Consider the following 23,023-nt stretch of genomic DNA (forward strand, 5'->3'; position numbering starts at 1 on the left):
GATTTAACGGAATATTTGCCAGTGGCGTGGCAAGCGGGTCGTGGAAATATTCGGAAAACCTTCGGGACGGAGAAAATTATGAGCCTGCATTCGCTGCCAACACGAGACGGAGGCCCGCCAACGGGCACCGACAATGAATTTATGACCATCTATCTTGACGCGTTGACGCTGGTTGAACGCCTGCACCGGCTGCTGCTTGATGTTATCAAGGACGAATTTGAACGCGTTGGCGTTCTGGAAATCAACGCGGTTCAGGCACTGCTGTTGTTCAACATTGGTGACAACGAAGTGACCGCGGGAGAGTTGAAGAGCCGTGGTTACTATCAGGGCAGTAACGTCAGCTACAACCTTAAGAAACTGGTTGAAATGGACTACATGCACCACCAACGATGTGAGATTGACCGAAGGTCCGTGCGTGTACGTCTGACAGAAAAAGGCCGCGCGGTTCGGGATGTGGTGGCGCGCCTGTTTGAGGGTCACGCGACAGGGTTGCAAGGCAAGGGCGTTCTAGACATGAACGGCTTGGATGAAATTGCAGCAGCCTTGCGTCGTGTGGAACGGTATTGGACCGATCAAATCCGCTATATCTACTGATCGGGGTCATGAAGTCGCCATATATTCCTTATGTATTGTGTTTGTTGAACTTTTGGCTGATGCTAGTTTTGCAATGGACACTACGAAGGACACTATTTTGGACACTACACAAGATTATCCAGAAGCAACTTTGGTAAAGGCAAAGGGCAAGTGGTATGTGTCTGTTACTGTGCCAATCAACTTGCGCCCGTATTTTAATGATCGGTGTCAGATCAAGCGTAGCACCGGTACGACTGATAGGATCGCTGCGGGTCAGAGGCTTTACGGCTTGGCCTCTGCTATTTATGAAGAGTTCAATAAGGTTCAGCCTAATCCCCTGAGGCTGGCCCTACAGCGTCTCAGTGAACTACATGAACCCAATGACTTGCTACCAAAGATTTTACCGAGCGTAGCTGACAATATTAATTACGACGCGCACTTGTCCAGTGATGACAGCGATTGGGAGCTTGCTGCCTTAGTTGATGGCCATATGGAAGCAATTAGTTTGCACTGCCAAACATTAGAGCGCACCGCATTTGGTCCAGATTTTGATGCTGCTCAAGCTGTTCTAGGGGAAATCAAAAAGCATAGAGATGGTGAGCGCCCTCAGACTAAAAAGTTTATGGATGTAGCATCCGCATACGTCGGTAGTGCTGCCATGCATGGAACGCGACTTTCTAGTATAAAAAAAGCCATAGGAGAATTTGATCGCACATTTCCTAAAGTAACACTTAACGAACTGACTAAGGTTCATTTCTATGAGTATGCGACAATTTTGGCAGAAGATGGAATGGCGAAAAATACCATAAAAGGGCGGATAGCTAGGCTTTCCAGCGTTTTTAAGTTCGCAGAGAAAAAGGGTCATGTGGTTAGTAATCCAACAGTGGGCTTGGACTATTCTGACCTAGGTCGCGACGTAGAGCATTGGGTGCCGTTCACTAAGGACCAGCTTTATAAGATTTTCCAACAGCCCATGAAGGCCCGCGAAAGGTTACTTTTGACCATATTGGTTACAACGGGGATGCGTCTGGACGAAGCTGCTTTGTTGGAGTGGCAGGACGTAAAGGACAAAGATGGTATTCCCTATTTTGATCTCACTAGGGCTGATCTCAAGATTAAGAACAAAGGCTCTAAAAGGTTCGTGCCAATTGTCACGGATTTACAAAATGTGTTGGGAAAAGAGGGGAGTGGCAGAATATTCAACTACCGCTTGAACGCCCTTGGGAAAACATCAGATGCTTCAATTATTTGTATGGAGCATATCAGGGCGGTGACAGCGAACCCTCTACAGGTCAATCATAGCTTTCGAGGGACAATCAAAGATTTGATGCGTGATGAAGGTGTAGCGAAAGAAGTCAATGATTACATCACTGGACATGGGTCTGGTGATGCTGCTGGCCGTTATGGGGTGGGGCCAAGTGTGGCTGTAAGATATAAGCAATTATCTAGGGTATCTCATCCTTGGTTAACGGCTTAACCTTCTGACTTGTTACTGCCCTGGGCGTCACGTTTGCTGACTACCACAAGTATCAGGGGCCTGTGCAGCGCCATACAGCCCAGTGATTACCACCACAGATGATAACTACCACTGGCCCAGCGCGTATATAGCCCCTGAGAGGCCCTGAGCTATACGCACAGTGCGTTGGTGGGTTTTTGGCTACCATTTCTAGGGTATGGAGCTAATGGCACTCAGGGGTTATGTTTGAGAGCTTATTCTTGCCCTAAGTGTCGTCTTTGGTGGGTTTCCAGCCACTTGGATATGTCCCTGAATCTCTGCACCCGACTCGATTGAAAGTTGATCAGCTTTAATATCAGCCATTACTTTTGCCGTTGTTTTAACTACAACACTAATCGCCGCGACAGTACCTTCTAGGTGTCCCTCAATTGTAACATTGCGTGCGCGAACGTTTCCAGTCACCCGACCATCTGAGGTAAGCACAAGGACATCAGCAGTAATATCCCCAATAATTTTTCCGCCAAACTCAACAATTCCGTCACTCGTCCAGTCACCTTTGATCAAAATATCATCATGCAATACAGAGCGGCGCTTCTCGCCTGAAGTCCCTTGTGTTGTTGGCTTTTGCAGGTTGTCAGTTGTTGTTTTTGAGAACATTAGGGTTACCGATTTATTAGAATGTTGTTGGGGGTATGGTCCTGAAAATTTGCTGTCGGTCAAGCAAGTTCGAAGCGCTGCCTGATAAGACTATCTCCAACTTCTGTAGCACCACACAGTGATTACCACCACAGATGAAGGCCACTACCTGCCCAGCGCACGTATGCCCCTGAGAGACGCTGTGGTGTCGGTAGGGTGCGTTGGTAACGTTTAGGCCAACCAACTCAGCAAGTGAACCTAATGGCGCTCACGGGACCTATTTAAACCCCAGCCCTAGTGTATTCGAGGGCGCTATTGGCAATAGTTATCGTTTTGGGGTTCATCTGGGCTAAAGCGACACGCAGTCACGCTACTGTATAAGAGTTGTCACCCACAGCTTTACACTTGGGACAGGCAGCCCGTAGCCGTACCTCATGAGTTGTCATATCTTCATCAACCACCAGCATAAGGTTTGCAACTTCATGGGTGACAACGTGCTGACACACAGCGCAGGTGATATCGATCTTTTTATGCGGTATATCTTTTAGCATTGCGGTCATGTCTGAGGGTCTAATCTGCTGTTTTTTGTGTGGTGTTAGCGCCACAGACTTACGGCTCTTGACGAAGACACCCTTTACTTTTTAGACCAATAACTGAACGCATAACTTATGATATTTAGGATATTGAAGGATGCCCTATATGCGTAAAATTTCACTAGCCGCATTACTGGTTGTCGCTGGATCTGGCATGGCGTTTGCCGACAGTGGCTCAGTATCGCTCGGATATGGGCAAATAAATACCAATAATGTCGACATTAATACAACTACACTTTCGGGTACTTTTGAGAAGAATTTTGCAAATGGCTTAACCGTCAATGCGATTGGTCGACACTCAGGTTCCAATGGGGCAGTAGCAGTCGAGGTGACAAATGCTTTTGTTGATCTCACATACGGCTTCCAAAGTGGCACTTATATTGGTGGGTACCTGCAGCGCACTCTAATAATGGGAAGTGCTTTGAACGCCTATGGCTTTATTTTAGGGTATAAAGTCGGCGCAACGGAACTTAGTGCTTTTTACGGTGAGACGGACATTTCCAATGGAACGACCGATGATTGGGGTCTAGCAGCATCCTATGAAGCCCCCAACTGGGCTGCTCACGCATCCCATCAGGTGATGGATTCTGACTCGGTTGACCCCAAAGCAACTGGTATAGCGGGTGGCTACATGTTTAAGTCAAATATTAGTGTTTTTGCTGCTTACGCGTCTTTTGATAATTTCAATGACTTAAGCTCTGGTAGTATCGGTGCTTCGTACGCCTTCAACAACACATTCTCAGGAGTTCCCATCGTCGCATCCGCAGAATACATGAACATTGATACTGACTACGCAACTTCTGAAAAGCTGTCGTTTATGCTGACCATGCAGTTCGGCAATGAACCCGGTATAATTCCAGATCAATCGTTTGCCGGATCAGTCGCAAATCCTGGCTACTCTTCCAACGCATCGTTTTTTGATGGGATCTACTAAGCCATTCTATTAACTAAAGCTTCATGGACGGGCGGTTCTCTGGGTCGCCCGTCTATTGTGTACAACCCCTTTGAAAAACGGTGGTAACGGCAACAGACAGCCCAATAACCACTACCAGCCCAGCGCGGGCATGCCCCTGAGGTGCTCTGCGTCATAGCCATATATTAGATTACCTCCACTCTACATCAGGCCTTATCCTTAAATAAGAACGCATCATCATTTTGGTCAATTAAGCCAGATGGAAGAAGTTCAGCAATCCGTTCATATTGGAAAACTGGATTTTCAAAATCAAAGCCTTTTAGCAGTCTAAACAATAGTAGGCGGCGGAGCCTCTTTTCATCATTTCCGAGAAGACCGATCAAGATGGCACCTATTGTGTTTCATTGGCTAAACATTTTAGTAAATAACCGCACTCTTTAGCAAAGAATGAATCTACCACCAGATAACGTTATGGCTCATATGTGGTTCAACATAGCCTCGGCTAATGGTCACGAGGATGCTGGCGAAAGTCGAGACGATCTAGCAGCAAACATGACCACCCCGGATATTTACAAAGCCCAAGCAATGGCACGTAAGTGTCTGGATAGTGGTTATACTGAGTGCGGCTACTGATCCGAACACAGCTACCTTGCAGCAGATACTACGAACTCTAATCCATGAGGTTTTACGAATGAAACTAACACTGACAGCCCTGACCGTAGCAGCAACTATGTTTGCCAGCAGTGCATCTGCTTTTGACCCTGCTGATTTGCAGAAGCTGAAGGATACGTATGAGTGTAGATTTTGTGATCTGACTGACGCTGATCTGTCTAGTGCTAGTCTGATGCGCGCCGATCTGCCTAGGGCTGATCTGTCTGGTGCCGATCTTAGCCGTGCTGATCTGAGTGATGCTAATCTGTCTGCTGCTGACCTGACTGGTGCTGATTTAAGTTACACCAGAATGAACGGCGCAATCCTCTGTAACACGACCATGCCAGACGGCTCAGTGATCTACAGTGGATGCTAAGTAGCGATTCATAGGAACGAATAATACATTGCTAAAGTCGAGGTCATCAGTCTAGCGCGTGTATGGCCGCTGAGAGGCCCTGTGGTATCCGTAGAATGCGTTGGTGGTGTTTGGGTCAAAACTTACTATGGTAATGTACTTAATGGCGCTCAGGGGCTTGATTTAAGGGGTCTGCCGCCTACTGAATATCTATAGTTCAGCAACCTCGATCACCCATGATTTATTGCCATTCTTAATATCAAGCTCAAGCTGTTCTTTTTGGTGGGGAAGCAACCTATCTCGCGGAGCTTTTACTTCGATAGATGCCACGCTGTCCTTCCATACGGTTAGGTCAAGATTGGCTTTGGTTTTCCATCCATGTAACCGTTGAGAGCTTTGTTGGCGAAACTCTTTAATGTCCTGCGCTAACTCAAGAAGGTCGTTATCACTATTAGTAAGACATGTTGGCTGATTTTTGATATCTGACATCCATTCTTCGATGGTACGTGGATTAGCTGAATTAAACACATCGAGAAAAAAGCCAGCTTCTTGTGAAAGCATCATGTCGCCATGGGACTCTTTCATTGCTCTGAAATTTTGCTGTGCTCGATAAAGCAACAGTTGTCTTTCATCAGGAAAAAACGCTTTTAAATAACTTATGAAGTAATCTAACCCTCCACGCGCTCGATAGAAGCTGATAAGGCTTTCTGCGTCCAGTTCAGCCGCTGATCTTGGCTTTAGATATGCGCGTCCCACAATGTTGCTCTTTACACCCCGTTTTTGCCAAGTCGCCAATATTTTCGGGATGCTTTCTTCAGTAAATCGTCTAGCATTTTCCATCAGTTCACGATGGTAGAGTTTGTGGCTATCTACACCCCAGAATCCGTCTTTTGCTGAGTAGAACACGTCTCCTAGGTTCTTGATGGCAAGGGACTTCCTCTTCTCGGCAAAGTAACTGTCGCGGTTACACCAGCACATCATACACATTAGGGTTTGGTCGTAATAAAAGTGCTCTGTGAAATAACCGTGCCACCCAAGTTCTTTCAGGTAGTCCAATACAGCAAGCTCAACACGCGTAGGTGTACAGTCTTTGTACTGCCAGAGCTTCTTATCAAGCCTTTTTAACGCAATTGTTTCTGTTTGGTATGTCATGTTATCGCCACCCAGTTTCTTGCTATTAATATCAACAGTAATTTATCAAGAATATTACCCATATTATTATGGTGTTTTCAACTCTTCCTAGTAATGATAGAGGCCTACTGATGTTCTTGCTCAGGACTACTACTGTTATTGTTCTACAGGTAGCTTACCTATCCAGTATGTCTCATGGAAGTTGTCCTTCCTGTATTTCATAAACTTGCGTAGTCTATCTTGATACTGATCTGTTTGATCACTCATGCTTAGGACATTAGTAAATGCGTCAAGATATAGGTCCCTATCTTGGTGTTGCATATTCATGATATCATAATAGCCTGGAACTTCCTGTTCGACTGCTAGGTCTCTTCCCACTAGGGCTATTGTTGCTTTAGACATGGCATTCCTAAGAAGCTTTACCCTGTGTGTTTCAACAATATAGCTGTCATGAACTGATAGTATGGGTATGTTGTGCTCTACAAAGCTCTTAATGATGCTCTCAGTAATTTGACTATCAATGAACATCAGCTCGATACCCTTATCTGAACATAGGTCATCCCTTAGATGTGGTAGCCTCTTGAGGAATGCTTCTAGTAGCTTTGATAGCTCAACATTAGTCAGTTTCTTCTCTAGTGATCCTGTTGGCTGGTCCTTCCTAAATGCTGCATAAGTTGCGCTCTGGTCTTTGGCATTAATGGCAGTCAGGACTAGGGATTTAACTATTGTTCTTTGCTGCTTTAGATCGAACTGGGGTAGTAGTAACTCACCAAGGTCATAACGATCCACAGGGTCATTGGTAGCACCCCTCTGAGCACTAAGGATTGCTACATGAAGACCCCTGTAATCTATCTCAACAGTTGGCATATTATTGATGGATATTTTCTTCCTGTAATCTTTACCGATCTGCTGCCACCAACCACCATAATAGCGACCATTTAGGTTCCAATCACCACGACTAAAGACCCGTCTGACAAATTTGTTGTGCTGACCTATAGAAACGTATTGGTCCTTTTTATTGGACACTTTGCGGCTGATCCGTGGTTCTTCTAATGTAGGAATATCAATATAAGTCTCTCTGAGGAGGTCATTGTAAGCTGTAAGCTCACCTCTCATGCGTATGGTCTCAGGAGTGTTGTTATAATCAATGGGTTTGCTCTTCTTGGCTCCAGTTGATGTCTTTACGAATTCTCCAAGGTCATCAACATCATGTTCATTTAGGATGATGCATTCTCGTTTGTGGTGAAGGTCCAACTCATACAGTTCCAGCCCAATCGGTAAGAATAGATCGGTTAATTTCTTCGTGGCACGCATCCTAGATGTACGGCTACCATGGCCAGAACCTGTACGGACATTACTACCTTTTCTGAAGTCTATAAAACCTTCATCGGTAAGCGTATCAATAACTTTACGTATTTTATTGGATATATGCAGAGCGTTATATCTACTGCCCACTTTGTAGGCGTCATTACCACGAGCAACACCAATGCAGAGCAGAGGATCAGTCTTCCAAGCTACGTACAAGTCTACCAGAACAACCTTCAAGTGTGTCCTGCCAGATGCCTTGCCTTGGTTGTTACTTTTGCCACTAATGAGCGTCTGATTGTCATCTGTAAGGCTGTCATAGACCGTATTTACAACCTGATTAATCTTAGGATGCTCAGACCAGACGTGAACATCTAAGGGTTTAGAGTGCCATACATCCATTTCGGGTAGATCAGTCATGTTGGCCTTACCTTTAGATATTCATTCCCACTCAGCCCCATAAGCTGATGTCATTCAACACAAGTTAATCAAACCAAATCTCGTGTAATATAAGTCAGTAGTTGTGACCTAAGTGGCTATGGTTATGTAGTATTCCACCATGCGGACAATGTGTGTGTCTAGGGGTTACATAGCCTTCACAAGTAGCCTGATATTACTGCCAGTTCATGCGCCGAGAGAAATGACAAGATTGTGGATTGAGGCACAGGTAGGGCTATCCGTCCAATGGAGGCTAATAATAAATGGGCGAATAGATTAAAACACATCAACTGCTGCATGAAATATAGATAAATGCCGCCGTGCAATGTCAGCGTCAGACGGACTATAGCCGCCGCCTATGACTGTCGCGATCGGAATATTACAATTCTTAAAGTGTTCTAAAACAATGCAGTCACGTTTAAAGACCCCCTCTAGCGTCAAATCTAAATTCCCTAATTGATCACCCAAGAACACATCAACGCCCGCATCGTATAAGACTAGCTGAGGCGTAAAGTCTCTGGAGATGTCAGCGAGAGTGCGGTGCAGCTGATCAAGATATGCATTGTCTTCCAAGTGGCAATCGAGCGGTACGTCACGAGTGCCTTGACGTTTCTGAAACGGAAAGTTTTGCTCGCAGTGCAACGAACAGGTGTAAATACCCCGCTTTCCATGGCATATGTCGATCGTTCCATCGCCTTGGTGTACGTCCAAGTCTAAGATCAGAACACTCTCAACCATACCATGTTCGATCAGGTTTAAAGCAGTAAATGCTAAATCATTGAACACACAAAACCCTGATCCATGGGAATAATGTGCATGATGTGTACCCCCCGCAGCATGGCACGCGACGCCTGTTTCCAAAGCCTTCAAGGCCGTTGTATAGGTTCCGTTTAAGGCAAGGAAACTGCGCTTAATCAACTGAGTATTTATAGGCAAATTGATTTGTCGAACTTCGTTTCTCAATAGCGCCCCTGTTGCCACACGCTGCACGTAATCATTTGCATGTGCACGCTTAATATCTTCATAACGCACGGGAGAGGAATGTATGAAATCAAGTTGATTAGAGAAGTCACTACGTTGAAGATAATGCACTAGCTTAGAGAACTTTGTCCCATTAAAACGATGTGTCAGTGGAACGCAAATATCGTAAAAATCATTATAAACTACTGGAATTTGAGACACGACATGGCCTTAATTGAGTTTGCTGGGGGTGCGGCGACCATTTGACGTGTTAACTACCACTGGTGAGATCAGATTGCATTGATGGGGGAGGAAATACAAGTTTTGTCAACGTATAACCACTACTCGCTGAGAGTTATACCATTCCTAGCAGCAATCATTGGACACCCTTGTATGTAGAACGATCCAGAAGGTTCGAAAGGCAAGAGCCGTAGCAACATCAGATTGTTTAATAGTATGAAACTCAGGATTATCCCCGTCTGTAGCTCCGACTGGCATCCTGACAGTTCTTGCCCTTAATCCACCACCTTTGTCCGCCCGTCTCAATCTCTCCAATACTTTAAAGCCTTTTTAAGAATAATACTCAGAGACTGAAAGCTACCAATGCAACGTCACACAATAGCTCCATCCTAGTCTCACTAGGTCAGGGGCGTGTGATCCTCATCTTTGAGACACTTGTATCGCCCCTTTAGCATCCAATCAGTCTCATTAGCTTGCTCCAATTGTGAGACAGTGGTAGTCTCAATTAAGCTTAAGAGGCTAATGATTCGACAATGGAGAATACTGAGATGCTTATTGGATACGCCAGAACTAGCACTATTGATCAGACCGCAGGTTATGAAGCTCAGGTAGTGGAGCTAGAGGCATATGACTGTGAGCGGATATTCAAGGAACAGGTGAGTGCTGTAGCATCGAGAGACGAGCTAACACGTTCCATTGATATGCTACGCACAGGTGACAAACTGGTGGTGACTAAGCTGGATCGTCTGGCACGTAACGTGATGCACATGGGTGAATTGCTACAGTTGATTGAAGCCAAGGGTGCTGGTCTTGTGATCCTGTCGTTAGGCTCCGAAACGGTTGATACGTCGACGGCCACAGGTAAGCTCATCCTGAACATGATGGTGTCTGTCGCTCAGTTTGAACGTGAGATGATGAAGGAACGTCAAATTGAGGGTATCAAGAGAGCTAAAGCTGAGGGCAAGTACAAGGGCCGTGTGCCTACTGCTATGAAGCAAGCTGATCAGGTTAAAGCTCTGGTGGAAGCTGGTGTCACACGAGTGCTGGTTATGGAGCAGCTTGGGATGAGTAAGGCTTCGTACTATCGCTGCTTGAAGTAGACCAAAGAGGGTATCGCCAAGGCTATGGCTAAGGGCCTCTACAAGGGTAGACCCAAGACGGTGGATGATGCCAAGGTTAAAGGGCTTAGGGCTGCTGGCATGGGTGCTACAGCGATAGCTAAGGAGCTAGGCATAGGTCGAGCTACAGTTTATAAATCGTTGAAAGCATAAGGGGAGATATTATGGCTAACTGCAAAAGATGTGATGTAAAGCTAGGGTTCCTCAATGCCGGAGACCATTGTTACGTTTGTGGTGCTACTATTGCGCGAGAAACACTCGTTGAATCAAATAGAGCCGAAGGGTTAGCTGTTGAGATGGAAGAGGCTAACGCGTCCAATGCAAATAACGAAGCAAAATGCATTTACACAAGAATAGCATATGTCTTCACCGCTGTGTCTTTCATAGTCATCTGCGTAATAGCTCTAGTGTTTTTCTCTGAAGGCCAAACCATACTCGGGGTAAGCGTAATTATCAGTGGTTCTTTCGCAATAGTGCTGCTGGGCTTACTAGCTGAGATTTCCTCTAATGTTGCAAAGCTGGTCAAAAACTCCCGATAAGATGGGCATGTTGCGCGTGATGCTGGCAGAGGAGCTACTTCCATCGCTATTGGTAGAGCCACCGTCTACACATCATCAAACGCTTGATTGTAGATAGGACATAAGATGGCTAAGTGTACCAATTGTGGCAAGAAAATCAGCTTTGGGAATGCGTGGGCTGACAGCCTGTGTCCAGATTGCAAGCTGAACTCACAGCGGAATAATGCCTTGCTCAAAGGCACTGATGAGTTGCTGCGCAATCAGAAAGCAAAGCGTCAGGATGAAGAACGCGCGATTAAAGCTGAGATAAATGCCGTCCTGCTAACCACGGAGACCGCCCCAAACCTCAACATCACGAAACGTATCGAGATCGTGACGGCTGAATGCGCCTTTGGGATGAACATTTTCAAAGACCTGTTTGCTGGCGTCAGAGATATTGTTGGTGGACGATCCGATGCCGTGCAGCGGAGAATGCGGGATAGCCGCAAGACAGCACTTTATGAGCTTAAGCGAGAAGCTCACATGGTAGGTGCCAATGCTGTTGTTGGTGTTGACCTTGATTATGTCGAGTTGTCTGCTGCTGGGTCTATGGTCATGCTGGTAGCATCGGGTACTGCTGTTATCATTGAGGGGACACTAGATTGAAAAGAGTAGCAATATTTAGCGTTGTATTTGCTGTTGGGGTAGCATTGGTATCATCAGCGTCAGCCGACATTTATGGTGATTGCGAAGATGCACTAACAAGGGGTGATGATGCCGCCGTTCAAGAAATGGCAAGCGAGATGAGAACGTTTAGCCATGTTCCAATGCGGAGCCGGACGGCAGCAAATAATTGCGTATCAGAGGCTATGGGCAGAGAAATGGTTTTCCAACTGAGATTAGGCCAATTTATTACACTGGAGGAATACGAAGAGATCAGGTCTCTAGCAGCGGCAGCCCAAGCCGCACGGGAAGCAGAAGAAGTTGCAGCCCAAGCAGCACGGGAAGCAGAAGAAGTTGCACTGGAAGAAATTGAGGAAGCAACGGCAAAGGCAGTGAACGCGCGGATATGTGAACTGCAAGAGGTCTTAGATGAAACCAACCAGACCCTCCAGCAAGCCGAGGCCGCACGCCAAGACAGACGCGTCAATACCTTGGCTGCAACCATTCAAGAGTGCAGTGCATGGTTCAACAGTGATCCTAGGTCTGCACTAACAAATGATATCTGTAACTCAATTTTTGTATCAGGTGGTTTGCCCAATTCTGAAGTCTCAGGCCCTAGTACATCAGAGATACTTCTGGCTGAACTGATCAACGAAAATGCTATCATGGAACTTGAGGTATTGATCGAAACTGGAATGTTGCTGGAGACGCTTCAGCAGAGGGCCAAAGAACTGGGAGTATCTGAGGATGGTGATCCATATGACTGCAACGCGTAAATTGAAAGCGATGGGTCCCCCAGATCATAGCCAAAGGTTTCGCCTGAGCTAGGTATGCCCCTCGCGCGATAACATAAGGAATTACTTTGGTGATCAGTCCTCGTAGTAACCCCAGTCTGTCACAGCAAATATCTTAGTCATGTCATCATACAGGACGTCTGGCGGGGTTTTAGTACCATAGTCCTTATGTATTTTAGATGAACCCTCAGACACGTGAACCATGACGAGGCACTAGCTATTTGGCTGAGTGATACAGGCGTTTTCCTGCTGAGGGGCTTCACGGGGAAGTTTCCTTTGCACATTGATCTAAAGTTTCAGATGAATGGACACTACGTTTGAGGGTGGTGTGGACACTACGCGTCCTCGTAAGTCATTGAAATATATGATATCAAAATTGATACACAAATCCGCTATATCTACTAATCCGCTATGCGGTGATCAGTAGGTGATAGCTGGCCGATCGCGAATGTCGTGAGTTCGCGCAATAGTTTGCGGCGCATGGCGTCGGCATAGGTGTCAAAACCCAACGCCGTTTCAACAAAGGCGTCGGGGCCGCGAATGACATAGGCGATGTAATAGGACGTCAATTCTGCGATTTGCAGGTTTCTGCTGTTACCGGTGATATTGTCATCGACGCCAATGACCAGCCCGTTGACAGTGACACCAGCAGGGCCGTCGATGACCTCTTGCGGTCGCAGCCCGGTGTTTGCTTTGCCATCGCCAGAAATATCAAGGGTGCGGGTCCAGCAATCGGGTTGTTGGTCGAGCAGTGCAAACCCTGCTTGCAGTGCCGCGCCTAGGCCCGTTCTTGGCCCCATCGCTGCGCGCTGCGTAGTGCGCAAAGTTGATTGAATGGCAAAAAGATCAGATTGGGTTGCGATGTCTGTCCAGCCAACGACGAGGCGCTCGTCGCCAGGGTCAGACCATTCATAGATTGCAATTCTAACTGGTGCGCCGGGTTGTGCGAGCAGGGCTGCTGTAACCTCAGGATCAGCCAAAGCCAGCGCTAAGCCGTCCAATTGTAATCGATATTCCCGCGCGTCAACGGACCCAGAAACATCAAGCCCAAGCGCCAACGCCTGACGACAGCTTGTTTGCGCCGCCAACGGGCTGGAAAGGAGAACAGTCAAAAGACACGCCGCAAGAAAGACTGGCGCGCGGATCATCCGCCGTGGTCCAAGTCTTGGCCTATTGACTGCGGGCCAGTTTGGAGCAGCACGGTATTTTGCCCCAACATCAACACGCCCAACTCACGGATCAGTTTGACTTCCATCGCGCGGGCGAAATCATCAAACCCGTCTGCGACTTCGACAAAAGCGGATGGGCCGCGGATCACTTCACGCGTGTAGTAGTCGACCAGATCGTCTTGGGCTTCGCGGGCGTTGATGTCTTCGGGCACGTTGATGACCAATCCGTTGACTGTGATGCCGTCAAACGGGAATGCAGCGTAGGCCGCGCGCGGATCAAACCCTTCGTTGTTGCGCCCATCACCAGACACGTCAATTTTTTGAAAATCACATATTGGTGCGCTGCGCAGCATTGTTGCAGCGTATCCTAGCGCGTAGCCCAATGCTGTCGGGTAATCGTCATGACTGCGCGGCGTGGTGGCGATGCGATTTGCGACTCCGGCCAATGTCGACGGGCTATCGATTAAGATCCAATCTTGCAAAATCAACTGGTTATAGCGGCCAGACCATTCAAACGCCGCCAGTGCGACCGGATCATCTGTGGTAAAGAGTGCGGCTTGAACCTGCGGTGCCAACAGCGCCGCCGACAACCCGCTGCGCTGCAACGCGTCTTCTTGCGGGCTGACGGAAGACGAGACATCCATCGCCAGAACCAGTGCCAATCGGCAGGCCGCAGCACCCTGTGACCAGAGCGTGGCGATGCCCGCCAAAAGGCACAGTCTGATCAGAGATTTACCAATGACCTGTGTTCTCCATGCTGGCCCAAGGTTCTGATTTTGCTAAGGCATCGCCCGCCTGCAATAATTCAATCGACACATTGTCAGGACTGCGCACGAACGCCATGTGGCCGTCACGGGGTGGGCGGTTGATTGTCACGCCATTGTCCATAAGCTGTTGGCACAACTCATAAATATTGTCGCAGGTGTAGGCGAGGTGGCCAAAATGACGGCTGTCGGATGGCAGGCCATCGTCGCCGTCCCAATTGTATGTCAGTTCGACATCGGCGTGGCCGTCTGCCTGATCGGGTGGGCACATAAAGACCAGCGTAAAGCGCCCGCCTTCGGACTCGTTGCGCCTGCGTTCGATCATGCCAAGCATTTTGTAAAAGGCGATGGATGCGTCGAGGTCTTTGACGCGCACCATAGTATGTAGATATTTAAGGGACATGTTTTCTCCGTTTCTGTTGGGTCAAGCCTAGCACGGCGCGCGGGTGAGACCAGTATGTGGCGCACCTAGAAGTTTGAGCGGATCGACACATCCACCGACAGCCCGTCTGATTGGAAGCGACTTACATTGGAATTGGTCTGGTACGCTTCCAGTTTGGCGATAGGGGAAAAGCCGTAAAATTCTATCAGCGGCAGCCCGACAGTCAATGTAACATCAGTACGCAAATCGGTCCGACCGTCAGGTGCGGTCGCGCTGGGTTCGAAGCTCCGCCACTGCCGCCCTAAACCGAGACTAACATCAAACACATCGGCAACGCGGCCAAAGTTATATGTAATTCCAAAATCTTGCCTGTCAGAATTTAGCCTGACTGCGTCATCAGAGAGGGTACGACCGACAGATCCCCGCACGATCACTGCATCGCCATCCCCCAGCGCGCGGTTCCAACCTAAATCCAGAGCCCAGCTTTCACTGGTATTTCCAGTGCCCGCGTAAGTCACCTGACCTAAACGCACGCACGAGCGTACGCGCGTGCGCTCATTCAAAAGCCACTGGGTCGATAGGTCAAATTCAACGTCGCGGGCATAAAACTCACCATTAATCTGACTGACGCCGTACTTGAATACTGCCGTGAGGGGCTGCCGCGCTTCGCCAACACGCCAATCGTGGCGCACGCCCAAGACAGCGCGGTCATAGGCCAAATTCCCAACATCGAACGTGGGCGCTGCGGCTTTCGCATCGTTTGACAGAGCGTACCGCAGCATTTGACCCGTCACAGACACAACCGTGCGGCTGTTTGCGTTTTCGTTCACGGTGTACCCGACCGTCGCATCGGCAGAGAATTGATATCCGGACAAGCTTTGCGCCGATGGTGTCAGGCCAATAGGCTGGCCTAAAAACAAAACAGGTTGGCCGTAACGCTCATACGTCGATTCAGAACTGCCATTGTTGATGTTTGAACTGGGCTGCACGCCAAAATCAAAATTAAAGCTCAAAGGATTGCGCTGGCGCAGGGTTGCGTAGTCCTGGGCGATGGAAGCGGCTGTCGCCGCATCAGGGGCCACTTGGCGCGCACGGCGCAGCCAGATTTGTGAACGGGTGTAGTTTTTCTGCTGCGCGTGCGCCAACGCCACAAGACGGGCGGCAAAGAAGCGCACCTTATTATCGTCTGCAATCTGGTATAGCATGCGACCATGGCGCACTGCAACGTCGGACTGCCGGATTTCAAGGGCGGCTTGGCCCTCAATCCGCAATGCAATCGGGTCGTCGGCCGCGCGCAATAACAACGCTTCTCCCAAAGCTAGCGCCCGGGCAGGTTGTCCGTCTTGCAACGCACCAAAGGCAGTGGACCTCATCTCATTAGGGGTTACAGAAATTGTTTGGGTCGCCGCGTAAGACGGTCCGAGCATCACGGCCACGAGTAACCACGTTAGACGAAACATTGACGTATTCTAATCCTCATCGCGGACAAGGATAAAGCCACCGGTTTCCTGTACCGTGACACCATCAAATCGCGGATCAGCGGACTCTAAGACAACAATGCCGACGATTTCGCCACCGTCAGGTGTGATAGTATCACCAGCCAGGATCGCGTAATAGGTTCCGCCCTCGTAATCAACTTCATTGCCTGTTGCATCGAGATATGAACTGATCAAGCCACCGTTAAGCTCACCATCCGCGCTGACGTTACCTTGATCGCCATTTAGAATGAAGCTGATATCTGGCAAAGCCAGGACACCTACGGGCGTGATCTCGTGTTGGCCCGTCGACGTAATCGGGACGCCGTTAGAATTAAACGCCAAACGATCAAAAATGCGGCCTTTGACGCCAGCGACCGCGTCAGTTGGGTCATCGAAGTCAAGCTCAATACTCATTCTACCTTCGACGTAGTCCAATCCGGCTCTACCGTTGTAAATGCGCATCCCCGCATAGTCACCATCAAATCGGGCTTGCCCTGTCGTGGGCATGACCACCCCGCCTGCGCGTTGATAAACAAAGCCACCAAAGCCATAGTCGAAATAGCCACCGGTGCGCACAATCGCGAAGGATGTGCGTGGAACGCTAGTTGCGGTGCCATCAACAGTGGGGGGGCCATCAACCGTTGCATTGCTGATGCCGACAATTGCGCGGTAAGGCACGATCTGGTCAATAGAATCAAAGTCGAGAAAGTCCGGCACGACCTGTTCAGCCTCATAAACAGCATAGCTATTGTTGGGTCCGAGGCTCGCAAGAAACTGGTCGGTTTCGCGTGAGTAAGGTTCATCCCCATCAAAGGCGAGGTTGTCGACTGAAAACCTGTCCCCATCTTCAATGTAGGTAAATTCTTCGGCTCGACCGCCACCGTTTTCGTTCAACTCTTCGTAGCGCACGACGCTTCGGTTTGGTGCTGACGGTAGGCCATCGACCTGCGGCGGTACGCCACCAGTGCCAATGTCAAAGCCGTCATCAGGGATGACTGGATCTGCAGGGTCAACAGGATTCACGGGAATAGCAGGATCTGTTCCAGTAACCGTGTCGTCCGTGAACGGGTTCGTGCCATCGCCGCCGCATGCAGCGAGCGCGACGAAGCCACAAAGTGCGGCTGATACTATTAATTTCATAAACTTAGTGTCCTGCTTGATTTGCTGTTCCAGCTATTGCGATTACACTCGGCAATTGCACCGCCCAAGTCAACGCAGCTAATGGTTGAACTGTCGCCGGATATCGCGGTTTTCGCGGCGGTGTTGCGCGGATACAGTACGCAGGACTCGATTGCGCAGAATCATCGCGTAAATTGGCACCATCATGCAAAGGACGATCCCATGCCCGTGACCCCCGACCAACAGGCCGAAATTGACGAACTCCGTAGCCAGACCACGCCGACCTTGCGCGCGGTTTCACCGGGGATGGAAAAACATTTGTATGTGGCGCATGACGTGCTTGACCACGGGTTTGTGCGTGTTGTCGATTACATGGGCGACGACGAAGCGATCTGTCAGGCCGCGCGTGTCAGCTACGGACGTGGCACCAAGTCGGTGCAAAACGACGAAGGCTTGATCCGCTATTTGATGCGCCACTGGCATTCCACCCCGTTTGAGATGTGCGAAGTCAAACTGCACGTCAAACTGCCGGTGTTTGTGGCCCGCCAATGGATCAGGCACCGCACCGCCAACGTCAACGAATACTCGGCGCGCTATTCGATCCTTGATCGTGAATTCTACATCCCACGGGCCGAAGACCTCGCGGCGCAATCTGTCATCAACAACCAAGGCCGTGGTGAGACGTTGAGTGGCGATCAGGCCGAACAGGTGCTGCGCTACCTCAAAGACGACGCCAACCGCGCCTATGACCACTATGAAGACATGATTTCCGAAACCGATGCAGACGGAAACGCCAAACAGGGCCTCGCGCGCGAACTCGCCCGCATGAACCTTCCGGCGAACATCTACACGCAATGGTACTGGAAGGTCGATTTGCACAACTTGTTCCACTTCCTGCGCCTGCGCGCCGACAGCCACGCCCAATACGAAATCCGCGTCTACGCCGATGCGATTTGTGAGGTGGTGAAAGACTGGGTGCCAGCGGCCTACGGCGCGTTTGAAGACTACCGTTTGGGTGGCGCGAACCTGTCTGGCAAGGCGGTCGAGTGTGTGAGGAAAATGGTCGCTGGAGAGAAAGTGACGCAGGAAACGTCAGGCATGAGCAAGGGCGAGTGGCGTGAATTTATGGGGGTTGTTGAGGGTTGAGTACATTTGACTATTCGGGCCAATGGACGGCGAGAACGGAGGGTATGTTCCCTTACATTGTTCTTGACCTTGATAAATCTTCAGGTGGATCGGTTGGCAGGGCTACACTGATAAGCCAAGATAGAGATCAGCCTTCAGCGAGTTGCTCACTTGAGATCAAGACAAACAAGAAAGTCTTCGAAAAAGAAGTTACGTTCCTACCAATCGATCCTCTAAATGGTCGAAGGCTTAATGTCGCCGAAGTTAGAGATTTTTTTCCTAACAGTACTTTGCCAACTACGATCAAATTACGATTTGAGCGTTTGAGTAGAAATGAGCTTCGGATCAAAGCTGTGGACGAGAGCCAAGCGACTATACAGGTGGTTTTGAACAAAGAGTCGCCGCCACGATTCTCATATCTCGATGCCAGCTATGAAGTTTATAACTGGAAGACCTTCAAAGAAGCGGTCTCGGAAAAGCAATTCCATAGCTTCGTCTTTAGGGGGCAAGCCGAACCGTTTTCACTTCAAACTACTTTTCATCGTACAGATAGGAAGGACTTGGTTCGGTATCTTGAGCAGGATGTCAGGCAATTACATCACTCTATATCGGGTGTCATAGATCATGTATTCAACCCAGACATCCCCCGAGACCTAGGCGCTTTGCTTAACTTGGCACAACATCACGGTTTCCCAACTCCACTATTAGATTGGACATATTCTCCGTTTATCGCCGCATGGTTTGCATTTTCAAAATTTGATAAGAAGAGAATTAAATTCAGCAATAGGGAGGACAAAGTAAGAGTGTTTTGTCTCGATAAAGTTGAATTGGAAAAAGCATGGCAGTTTAAGAGTGTTGGATATTCAACGCCTCATACTTCTCTAATTGATGCGCTGCCAATTGAGAACAACCGTGCGGTTTCTCAGCAAGGTGTCTTGATGTTGACGAACATACAGGACGTAGAAGATCATATTTTTAATTTGGGGCAAGCAGCAAACACAGAGATGCTTACGGCATTTGACCTGCCAGCCAGCGAAGCCGAGACTGCACTAAATGAGTTGGCTTTGATGGGGATCACAAGGTCTACACTCATGCCGGGTCTTGATTCAATTTGTTCTGACCTCAGGCATCGACTCTTTTAACGTTACTGCGATTTGTCTTTAAGCTTCGCCCCCCCCCCCTAGGGAGCCAAGTGCCCCCTTCATCTTAATCGATAGGGTTGAGCGGGTCGAATGCACATTCGCCAATGACATCCCGCAACAACCCCGCCAATATCCCGCAAACAAACCGAAAGCCCAAACACATGATCCTCTATGGCCTGCCCACCTGTTCCGACTGCAACCGCGCGCGCAAAGACCTCGCCAACGCGGGGCATGATTTGGCGTTTTGTGACGTGCGTGCTGATCTGATATCCGAGGATAAATGGCTGTGATGCGCTTCTACTCTCTCAAATCATGCGACACCTGCCGTAAGGCGCTCAAAGACCTTGCCGATCACGACGTTACGGTGATCGATGTGCGCAGCGACGGGGTCAGCGACACCGACCGCGCGGCGATGGTTGCGGCGTTTGGCGACAAGGTGATCAACACCCGTTCCACCACGTGGCGCGGGCTATCTGAGGCAGAGCGGGCCTGTGATCCGGCAACCCTGCTGTCTGCGCATCCGACCTTGATGAAACGCCCGGTTATTGAAATAAAGGGCGCGTGGTATCAGGGCTGGACGCCCGCCACCAAGGCCGCAATAGGAGTTTGATATGCGCAGCGCAGCAATGGTTTTAGGCATTATCGCGGGGATCATGGGGATTTTCGTCGGGCTATTCGGCTGGGGCTGGGTCGCCCTGAGCACGCAGGTGCCAGAGGCCAACGCGTGGCTACAGCTCGACAACCCAAAATTCACCCAATTCGCCAGTTTCGTTGCACCGCTTTTGTGCATCGCGGGCGGGGCCATGGCCAAAACACGCGCGCTGTGGGGCGGCATCGCATTGCTGATTGGCGCGGGCCTGTTTTACGCCGCCTTCGGGTTTAACGTGGCAACCATGTTCCCCATCGGGTTCGCGGGCTTAGGTGGCATTCTCGCCATCGCAGCGGGCAAACCGGATGAGGAAAAGGCGCACTTTTAACGGCGGTTGGTCAGGATACGATCCAGCGACAACGCACCTGCGCCCTTCAGCGCCAGCGTCACCAGCACCACCATCCAGAACGCGCGTTGGTCCAAGATCGTGCCAGTCGGCAGCCTGTCAAACCATGCGCCCAGCGTCGCCGGTTGGTCGATCCCGCCGTGGCCATAAAGGTCCGTCAGCGATTGCACGGTGACAAAACCGATCATCCCGAACGCCGCCAGCCGCGTGAACAACCCGATCACGATCAACAACGGCAGGATGAATTCCGCAAAGATCCCTGCGACCACAACGGCCCAGTGGAACCACGACATTTGGGACACATCAAAGCCGACGGATTCCATTACTTTTGGGAAAATCTGCGCGTAGCCGCCAACGCCGGGGCTAAGCGGATTAATCTCGAACTTCGTTAGGCCGGAGTTCCAGAAATAGAACAACAGCGTCGCTGCAAAGACGAAACGGGCCAAGGTCGGCAGGATCGTATTGGCGGATGAATTCAGGGCGTTGGCGATGCGGTCATATAGTGGAATCATTGTTTGGTGCTTTCAAATATCGAGGGAAATTAAAGCGTTACGTGACAGAAGGCGGCCCAGAAGCGGGCCAACATCAAAGCCCGCGCCGCCGCAGCGCAAGGCCACGCCGAGGGGTTTTCCATCCATAAGGTCTTGGCAAACGGCGGCCTGTTGCGGCGTCAGTGCGTCGACCTGTGGGTCAAATTCAGGTCGCGTAATAAGGCTCGGTTGCGCGATTTTGGCGATGTCGCCGCCCTGCGTGTTAGCCACCCAGATCGATTGCAACGGGTAGCGCGACGCGATCAAATGCACAGACGGCGCAAAGGTGAACGTCACATTCGGTAGGTCGTCAGGCGCGATCTTGGCCAGTGCGTCGGGCGCAATCGGGGTCGCGTCGGCAGCGTGATAACTGTGGCGGATCGCCAATTCGAGGCGGGCAACATCGGGCAGGTAGGGGACCGATTGCGCAGGCGCAAAACTGGCAAGAAAGTTAGGCATTTCATGGCCATAAAGCATCATGACCGGTGATTTTGGCAGGTGCGCGCGCAGGTAAACCCCGGCCATGGCGCGGAAAAACTCGCTCCCCACCAGTTTGGCGACAACAGGGTACGCGGCTTCCAAGACGTCCTTAAGACTGACGGCGACGTTGTTGCGGTAGACATCGAAGCGCTTGGTTGCTTGTGCGCCATCTGGATTGCGCAGGCCGATCGGCGGCGGGTTGCTCGGGTCCAGCAATGCGGCACGAAATGCGGATTGGGTGGTGATCATGCAAACACCGTTGAAAGTGCGTTCAGCGCTGCGTCAGCGCGTTTGGTTTCTGCCACCAAGACCGACCATTCCGGCACATCGGTGTCCCATTCGATCAACAAAGGTTTCGGGCCGGATTTGATCAGTGTGTAATCCAGCAACGCCCAGACCGGGTCCACGACCTCGCAGCCATGACTGTCGATCAACAGCGGTGCGCCGGTTTCATCCGCGTCTTCATCATGGCCTCCAAGGTGGATTTCCCCAACATGACCAAGCGGGTAGTCATCGATGTAGCCTTGCGGTGAATAGCCAAGGTTGGTGGCGGATACGAAAACATTGTTCACGTCCAATAGCAGGCCACATCCGGTGCGGGCTGCGATTTGCGCCAAAAAATCTGTCTCGGTCATGTCGCTTTCGGCGAAGGCCAAATAGCTCGACGGGTTTTCAAGCAGCATTTGACGGCCCAATGTGTTTTGGACTTCGTCGATGTGATCCGCGATGCGGGTGACGGTTGCTGCGGTGTAAGGCAGCGGTAAAAGATCGTTCAAGAAGGCGTTGTCGTGGCTAGACCATGCTAGGTGTTCACTGAAACTGGCGGGTTGCAACCAGTCGCAAAGGGTTTTCAACCGCGCGAGGTGATCGGCGTCAAGGCGGCCTTCGCCGCCAATGCTCAAACCGACGCCGTGGACGGAAAACGGGAACTTTTCAGACAGGTGACGCAGTTGCGCGAGGGGGCGGCCGCCCATCCCCATGTAGTTTTCGGCATGGATTTCAAGCCAGCCAACGGGCCCCGCATCATTCATTATATCGCTGAAATGTTGGGCTTTATAACCGACGCCGGGACTGTGGGGCAGGGGGGTGCGGACAGCGTCGAACATGAAACAGGTTCCTTAAATGTTGACGCCCACCCTAATGTGGATGGGCGTCTTTGTCATGTTACGTATCGTGTCAGCTTATGCTGGCAGGTCACGCGTCAGTTCTTCGAGGGAGCCGGAGCGCTCTGGGTTGTCGCCCATGGCTTCGATCATTGTGTCTTCACAAGTGCCAGCTGGAACGAATGTCCATGCGTTGCCCTGATAATCAACTGTGGATGTGCCCGCACATGTTGTGCCTACACCTGCGGCGCAGTCATTTGCGCCAGCCAGTGACACACCGAAGCACTTTTCGTTTTCTTGGGCGTGTGCTGCTGTGGACAAGCCAGCGATTGCTGTTGCGATGGAAGCTGCGAGGGCGAGCGTTGTTGTTGTCTTGGACATTGGATGAATTCCTGTTGCTTTGGGTTGCGAGT

Annotated in this window: 28 protein-coding genes; 14 read left to right on the forward strand and 14 right to left on the reverse strand. The window is 50.0% G+C overall.

Translation table 11 applies throughout. The annotated features are described in order from the left end of the window. Positions 1-78: 78 nt before the first annotated feature. Positions 79-594, forward strand: coding sequence for a MarR family winged helix-turn-helix transcriptional regulator (locus tag OAN307_RS07970; RefSeq protein WP_015499272.1), 516 nt, complete (start codon positions 79-81; stop codon positions 592-594). A 37-nt stretch (positions 595-631) separates the two neighbouring features. Next, complete coding sequence (locus OAN307_RS07975; RefSeq protein WP_187292560.1) at positions 632-2,050, forward strand: DUF6538 domain-containing protein; 1,419 nt, start codon at positions 632-634, stop codon at positions 2,048-2,050. 219 nt (positions 2,051-2,269) lie between these two features. On the opposite strand, the gene OAN307_RS07980 is transcribed toward OAN307_RS07975, so the two are convergent. Then, entirely contained in the window at positions 2,270-2,749 is a 480-nt protein-coding gene (locus OAN307_RS07980; protein WP_245540998.1) for a bactofilin family protein, read from the reverse strand. Between the two features lie 615 nt (positions 2,750-3,364). Between OAN307_RS07980 and OAN307_RS07985 the strand changes: the two genes are divergently transcribed. Then, complete coding sequence (locus OAN307_RS07985) at positions 3,365-4,192, forward strand: hypothetical protein (RefSeq protein WP_015499276.1); 828 nt, start codon at positions 3,365-3,367, stop codon at positions 4,190-4,192. Between the two features lie 185 nt (positions 4,193-4,377). Here the strand turns inward: OAN307_RS07985 and OAN307_RS28890 are convergent, their stop codons facing one another. Next, positions 4,378-4,554: a hypothetical protein gene (locus tag OAN307_RS28890; protein ID WP_015499277.1), complete on the reverse strand. Its 177-nt coding sequence runs from the start codon at positions 4,552-4,554 to the stop codon at positions 4,378-4,380. A 308-nt stretch (positions 4,555-4,862) separates the two neighbouring features. On the opposite strand from OAN307_RS28890, the gene OAN307_RS07995 reads away from it, so the two are divergent. Continuing rightward, the gene (locus tag OAN307_RS07995) at positions 4,863-5,198 is read left to right on the forward strand and encodes a pentapeptide repeat-containing protein (protein ID WP_015499278.1); all 336 of its coding nucleotides are present in this window, start codon (positions 4,863-4,865) and stop codon (positions 5,196-5,198) included. 189 nt (positions 5,199-5,387) lie between these two features. On the opposite strand, the gene OAN307_RS08000 is transcribed toward OAN307_RS07995, so the two are convergent. The 3 genes from OAN307_RS08000 to OAN307_RS26060 form a co-directional block, all read right to left on the reverse strand. Continuing rightward, entirely contained in the window at positions 5,388-6,329 is a 942-nt protein-coding gene (locus tag OAN307_RS08000; RefSeq protein ID WP_015499279.1) for a hypothetical protein, read from the reverse strand. 135 nt (positions 6,330-6,464) lie between these two features. Beyond that, positions 6,465-8,033: a hypothetical protein gene (locus OAN307_RS08005; protein ID WP_015499280.1), complete on the reverse strand. Its 1,569-nt coding sequence runs from the start codon at positions 8,031-8,033 to the stop codon at positions 6,465-6,467. Between the two features lie 294 nt (positions 8,034-8,327). Then, positions 8,328-9,233, reverse strand: a complete 906-nt coding sequence (locus OAN307_RS26060) for a histone deacetylase family protein (protein ID WP_015499281.1) — start codon at positions 9,231-9,233, stop codon at positions 8,328-8,330. A gap of 566 nt (positions 9,234-9,799) precedes the next feature. On the opposite strand from OAN307_RS26060, the gene OAN307_RS08020 reads away from it, so the two are divergent. The 5 genes from OAN307_RS08020 (at position 9,800) to OAN307_RS08040 (ending at position 12,305) form a co-directional block, all read left to right on the forward strand. Further along, on the forward strand, positions 9,800-10,351 hold the full coding sequence (locus OAN307_RS08020) for a recombinase family protein (RefSeq protein WP_044044560.1): 552 nt from the start codon (positions 9,800-9,802) through the stop codon (positions 10,349-10,351). Positions 10,352-10,375: 24 nt separating this feature from the next. Next, positions 10,376-10,522, forward strand: coding sequence for a helix-turn-helix domain-containing protein (locus OAN307_RS30690; RefSeq protein ID WP_083902934.1), 147 nt, complete (start codon positions 10,376-10,378; stop codon positions 10,520-10,522). Between the two features lie 11 nt (positions 10,523-10,533). After that, positions 10,534-10,908: a hypothetical protein gene (locus OAN307_RS08030; RefSeq protein WP_044043415.1), complete on the forward strand. Its 375-nt coding sequence runs from the start codon at positions 10,534-10,536 to the stop codon at positions 10,906-10,908. A gap of 105 nt (positions 10,909-11,013) precedes the next feature. Continuing rightward, a complete protein-coding gene (locus OAN307_RS08035; RefSeq protein ID WP_015499283.1) occupies positions 11,014-11,532 on the forward strand; it encodes a YbjQ family protein in 519 nt (172 codons plus the stop codon). Beyond that, on the forward strand, positions 11,529-12,305 hold the full coding sequence (locus tag OAN307_RS08040; protein WP_015499284.1) for a hypothetical protein: 777 nt from the start codon (positions 11,529-11,531) through the stop codon (positions 12,303-12,305). Before OAN307_RS08035 ends, OAN307_RS08040 begins: the two co-directional genes overlap by 4 nt. A gap of 419 nt (positions 12,306-12,724) precedes the next feature. On the opposite strand, the gene OAN307_RS08045 is transcribed toward OAN307_RS08040, so the two are convergent. The 5 genes from OAN307_RS08045 to OAN307_RS08065 form a co-directional block, all read right to left on the reverse strand. Next, positions 12,725-13,471 carry a DUF1194 domain-containing protein gene (locus tag OAN307_RS08045; protein ID WP_015499285.1) on the reverse strand — a complete coding sequence of 249 codons (747 nt, stop codon included), beginning with the start codon at positions 13,469-13,471 and terminating at the stop codon, positions 12,725-12,727. After that, a complete protein-coding gene (locus OAN307_RS08050; protein ID WP_015499286.1) occupies positions 13,468-14,202 on the reverse strand; it encodes a DUF1194 domain-containing protein in 735 nt (244 codons plus the stop codon). The genes OAN307_RS08045 and OAN307_RS08050 overlap by 4 nt, the downstream gene beginning before the upstream one ends. A gap of 22 nt (positions 14,203-14,224) precedes the next feature. Continuing rightward, positions 14,225-14,659, reverse strand: coding sequence for a VOC family protein (locus tag OAN307_RS08055; protein ID WP_015499287.1), 435 nt, complete (start codon positions 14,657-14,659; stop codon positions 14,225-14,227). Positions 14,660-14,724: 65 nt separating this feature from the next. Beyond that, positions 14,725-16,011 (reverse strand): hypothetical protein, encoded by a 1,287-nt coding sequence (locus tag OAN307_RS08060; RefSeq protein ID WP_044043419.1) that lies wholly within the window; start codon positions 16,009-16,011, stop codon positions 14,725-14,727. A 96-nt stretch (positions 16,012-16,107) separates the two neighbouring features. Continuing rightward, positions 16,108-17,256: a hypothetical protein gene (locus OAN307_RS08065; RefSeq protein ID WP_015499289.1), complete on the reverse strand. Its 1,149-nt coding sequence runs from the start codon at positions 17,254-17,256 to the stop codon at positions 16,108-16,110. A 201-nt stretch (positions 17,257-17,457) separates the two neighbouring features. Between OAN307_RS08065 and thyX the strand changes: the two genes are divergently transcribed. The 5 genes from thyX to OAN307_RS08090 all read left to right on the forward strand — a co-directional run bounded on the left by thyX (position 17,458) and on the right by OAN307_RS08090 (position 20,479). Further along, the gene (thyX, locus tag OAN307_RS08070; RefSeq protein WP_044044563.1) at positions 17,458-18,381 is read left to right on the forward strand and encodes an FAD-dependent thymidylate synthase; all 924 of its coding nucleotides are present in this window, start codon (positions 17,458-17,460) and stop codon (positions 18,379-18,381) included. Positions 18,382-18,425: 44 nt separating this feature from the next. Continuing rightward, complete coding sequence (locus OAN307_RS08075; protein ID WP_015499291.1) at positions 18,426-19,502, forward strand: FRG domain-containing protein; 1,077 nt, start codon at positions 18,426-18,428, stop codon at positions 19,500-19,502. A 104-nt stretch (positions 19,503-19,606) separates the two neighbouring features. Then, positions 19,607-19,792: an arsenate reductase family protein gene (locus OAN307_RS08080; protein WP_051067971.1), complete on the forward strand. Its 186-nt coding sequence runs from the start codon at positions 19,607-19,609 to the stop codon at positions 19,790-19,792. Next, positions 19,792-20,112 (forward strand): arsenate reductase family protein, encoded by a 321-nt coding sequence (locus OAN307_RS08085; protein WP_044044565.1) that lies wholly within the window; start codon positions 19,792-19,794, stop codon positions 20,110-20,112. The genes OAN307_RS08080 and OAN307_RS08085 overlap by 1 nt, the downstream gene beginning before the upstream one ends. 1 nt (position 20,113) lies before the next feature. Further along, positions 20,114-20,479 (forward strand): hypothetical protein, encoded by a 366-nt coding sequence (locus OAN307_RS08090; protein WP_015499294.1) that lies wholly within the window; start codon positions 20,114-20,116, stop codon positions 20,477-20,479. On the opposite strand, the gene OAN307_RS08095 is transcribed toward OAN307_RS08090, so the two are convergent. The 4 genes from OAN307_RS08095 to OAN307_RS08110 all read right to left on the reverse strand — a co-directional run bounded on the left by OAN307_RS08095 (position 20,476) and on the right by OAN307_RS08110 (position 22,991). After that, positions 20,476-21,009 (reverse strand): DoxX family protein, encoded by a 534-nt coding sequence (locus OAN307_RS08095; protein ID WP_015499295.1) that lies wholly within the window; start codon positions 21,007-21,009, stop codon positions 20,476-20,478. The two genes, OAN307_RS08090 and OAN307_RS08095, sit on opposite strands and share 4 nt — an antisense overlap. 12 nt (positions 21,010-21,021) lie before the next feature. Next, positions 21,022-21,756 (reverse strand): HvfC/BufC N-terminal domain-containing protein, encoded by a 735-nt coding sequence (locus tag OAN307_RS08100; protein ID WP_015499296.1) that lies wholly within the window; start codon positions 21,754-21,756, stop codon positions 21,022-21,024. Then, positions 21,753-22,613: an MNIO family bufferin maturase gene (bufB, locus tag OAN307_RS08105; protein WP_015499297.1), complete on the reverse strand. Its 861-nt coding sequence runs from the start codon at positions 22,611-22,613 to the stop codon at positions 21,753-21,755. The genes OAN307_RS08100 and bufB overlap by 4 nt, the downstream gene beginning before the upstream one ends. Before the next feature lie 75 nt (positions 22,614-22,688). Then, a complete protein-coding gene (locus OAN307_RS08110) occupies positions 22,689-22,991 on the reverse strand; it encodes a BufA1 family periplasmic bufferin-type metallophore (protein ID WP_044043421.1) in 303 nt (100 codons plus the stop codon). Positions 22,992-23,023: the final 32 nt, after the last annotated feature.

The organism is Octadecabacter antarcticus 307, assembly GCF_000155675.2.
GTDB lineage: Bacteria > Pseudomonadota > Alphaproteobacteria > Rhodobacterales > Rhodobacteraceae > Octadecabacter > Octadecabacter antarcticus.

Bases quoted from the DNA above. Each gene is read 5' to 3' on its own strand.
- OAN307_RS07970 (WP_015499272.1), top strand. From the start codon at position 79: ATGAGCCTGCATTCGCTGCCAACACGAGACGGAGGCCCGCCAACGGGC.
- OAN307_RS07985 (WP_015499276.1), top strand. From the start codon at position 3,365: ATGCGTAAAATTTCACTAGCCGCATTACTGGTTGTCGCTGGATCTGGC.
- OAN307_RS07995 (WP_015499278.1), top strand. From the start codon at position 4,863: ATGAAACTAACACTGACAGCCCTGACCGTAGCAGCAACTATGTTTGCC.
- OAN307_RS08000 (WP_015499279.1), bottom strand. From the start codon at position 6,329: ATGACATACCAAACAGAAACAATTGCGTTAAAAAGGCTTGATAAGAAG.
- OAN307_RS08005 (WP_015499280.1), bottom strand. From the start codon at position 8,033: ATGACTGATCTACCCGAAATGGATGTATGGCACTCTAAACCCTTAGAT.
- OAN307_RS08020 (WP_044044560.1), top strand. From the start codon at position 9,800: ATGCTTATTGGATACGCCAGAACTAGCACTATTGATCAGACCGCAGGT.
- OAN307_RS30690 (WP_083902934.1), top strand. From the start codon at position 10,376: ATGGCTAAGGGCCTCTACAAGGGTAGACCCAAGACGGTGGATGATGCC.
- OAN307_RS08030 (WP_044043415.1), top strand. From the start codon at position 10,534: ATGGCTAACTGCAAAAGATGTGATGTAAAGCTAGGGTTCCTCAATGCC.
- OAN307_RS08035 (WP_015499283.1), top strand. From the start codon at position 11,014: ATGGCTAAGTGTACCAATTGTGGCAAGAAAATCAGCTTTGGGAATGCG.
- OAN307_RS08045 (WP_015499285.1), bottom strand. From the start codon at position 13,471: ATGATCCGCGCGCCAGTCTTTCTTGCGGCGTGTCTTTTGACTGTTCTC.
- OAN307_RS08055 (WP_015499287.1), bottom strand. From the start codon at position 14,659: ATGTCCCTTAAATATCTACATACTATGGTGCGCGTCAAAGACCTCGAC.
- OAN307_RS08060 (WP_044043419.1), bottom strand. From the start codon at position 16,011: ATGAGGTCCACTGCCTTTGGTGCGTTGCAAGACGGACAACCTGCCCGG.
- OAN307_RS08065 (WP_015499289.1), bottom strand. From the start codon at position 17,256: ATGAAATTAATAGTATCAGCCGCACTTTGTGGCTTCGTCGCGCTCGCT.
- thyX (WP_044044563.1), top strand. From the start codon at position 17,458: ATGCCCGTGACCCCCGACCAACAGGCCGAAATTGACGAACTCCGTAGC.
- OAN307_RS08075 (WP_015499291.1), top strand. From the start codon at position 18,426: ATGTTCCCTTACATTGTTCTTGACCTTGATAAATCTTCAGGTGGATCG.
- OAN307_RS08080 (WP_051067971.1), top strand. From the start codon at position 19,607: ATGACATCCCGCAACAACCCCGCCAATATCCCGCAAACAAACCGAAAG.
- OAN307_RS08085 (WP_044044565.1), top strand. From the start codon at position 19,792: ATGCGCTTCTACTCTCTCAAATCATGCGACACCTGCCGTAAGGCGCTC.
- OAN307_RS08090 (WP_015499294.1), top strand. From the start codon at position 20,114: ATGCGCAGCGCAGCAATGGTTTTAGGCATTATCGCGGGGATCATGGGG.
- OAN307_RS08095 (WP_015499295.1), bottom strand. From the start codon at position 21,009: ATGATTCCACTATATGACCGCATCGCCAACGCCCTGAATTCATCCGCC.
- OAN307_RS08100 (WP_015499296.1), bottom strand. From the start codon at position 21,756: ATGATCACCACCCAATCCGCATTTCGTGCCGCATTGCTGGACCCGAGC.
- bufB (WP_015499297.1), bottom strand. From the start codon at position 22,613: ATGTTCGACGCTGTCCGCACCCCCCTGCCCCACAGTCCCGGCGTCGGT.
- OAN307_RS08110 (WP_044043421.1), bottom strand. From the start codon at position 22,991: ATGTCCAAGACAACAACAACGCTCGCCCTCGCAGCTTCCATCGCAACA.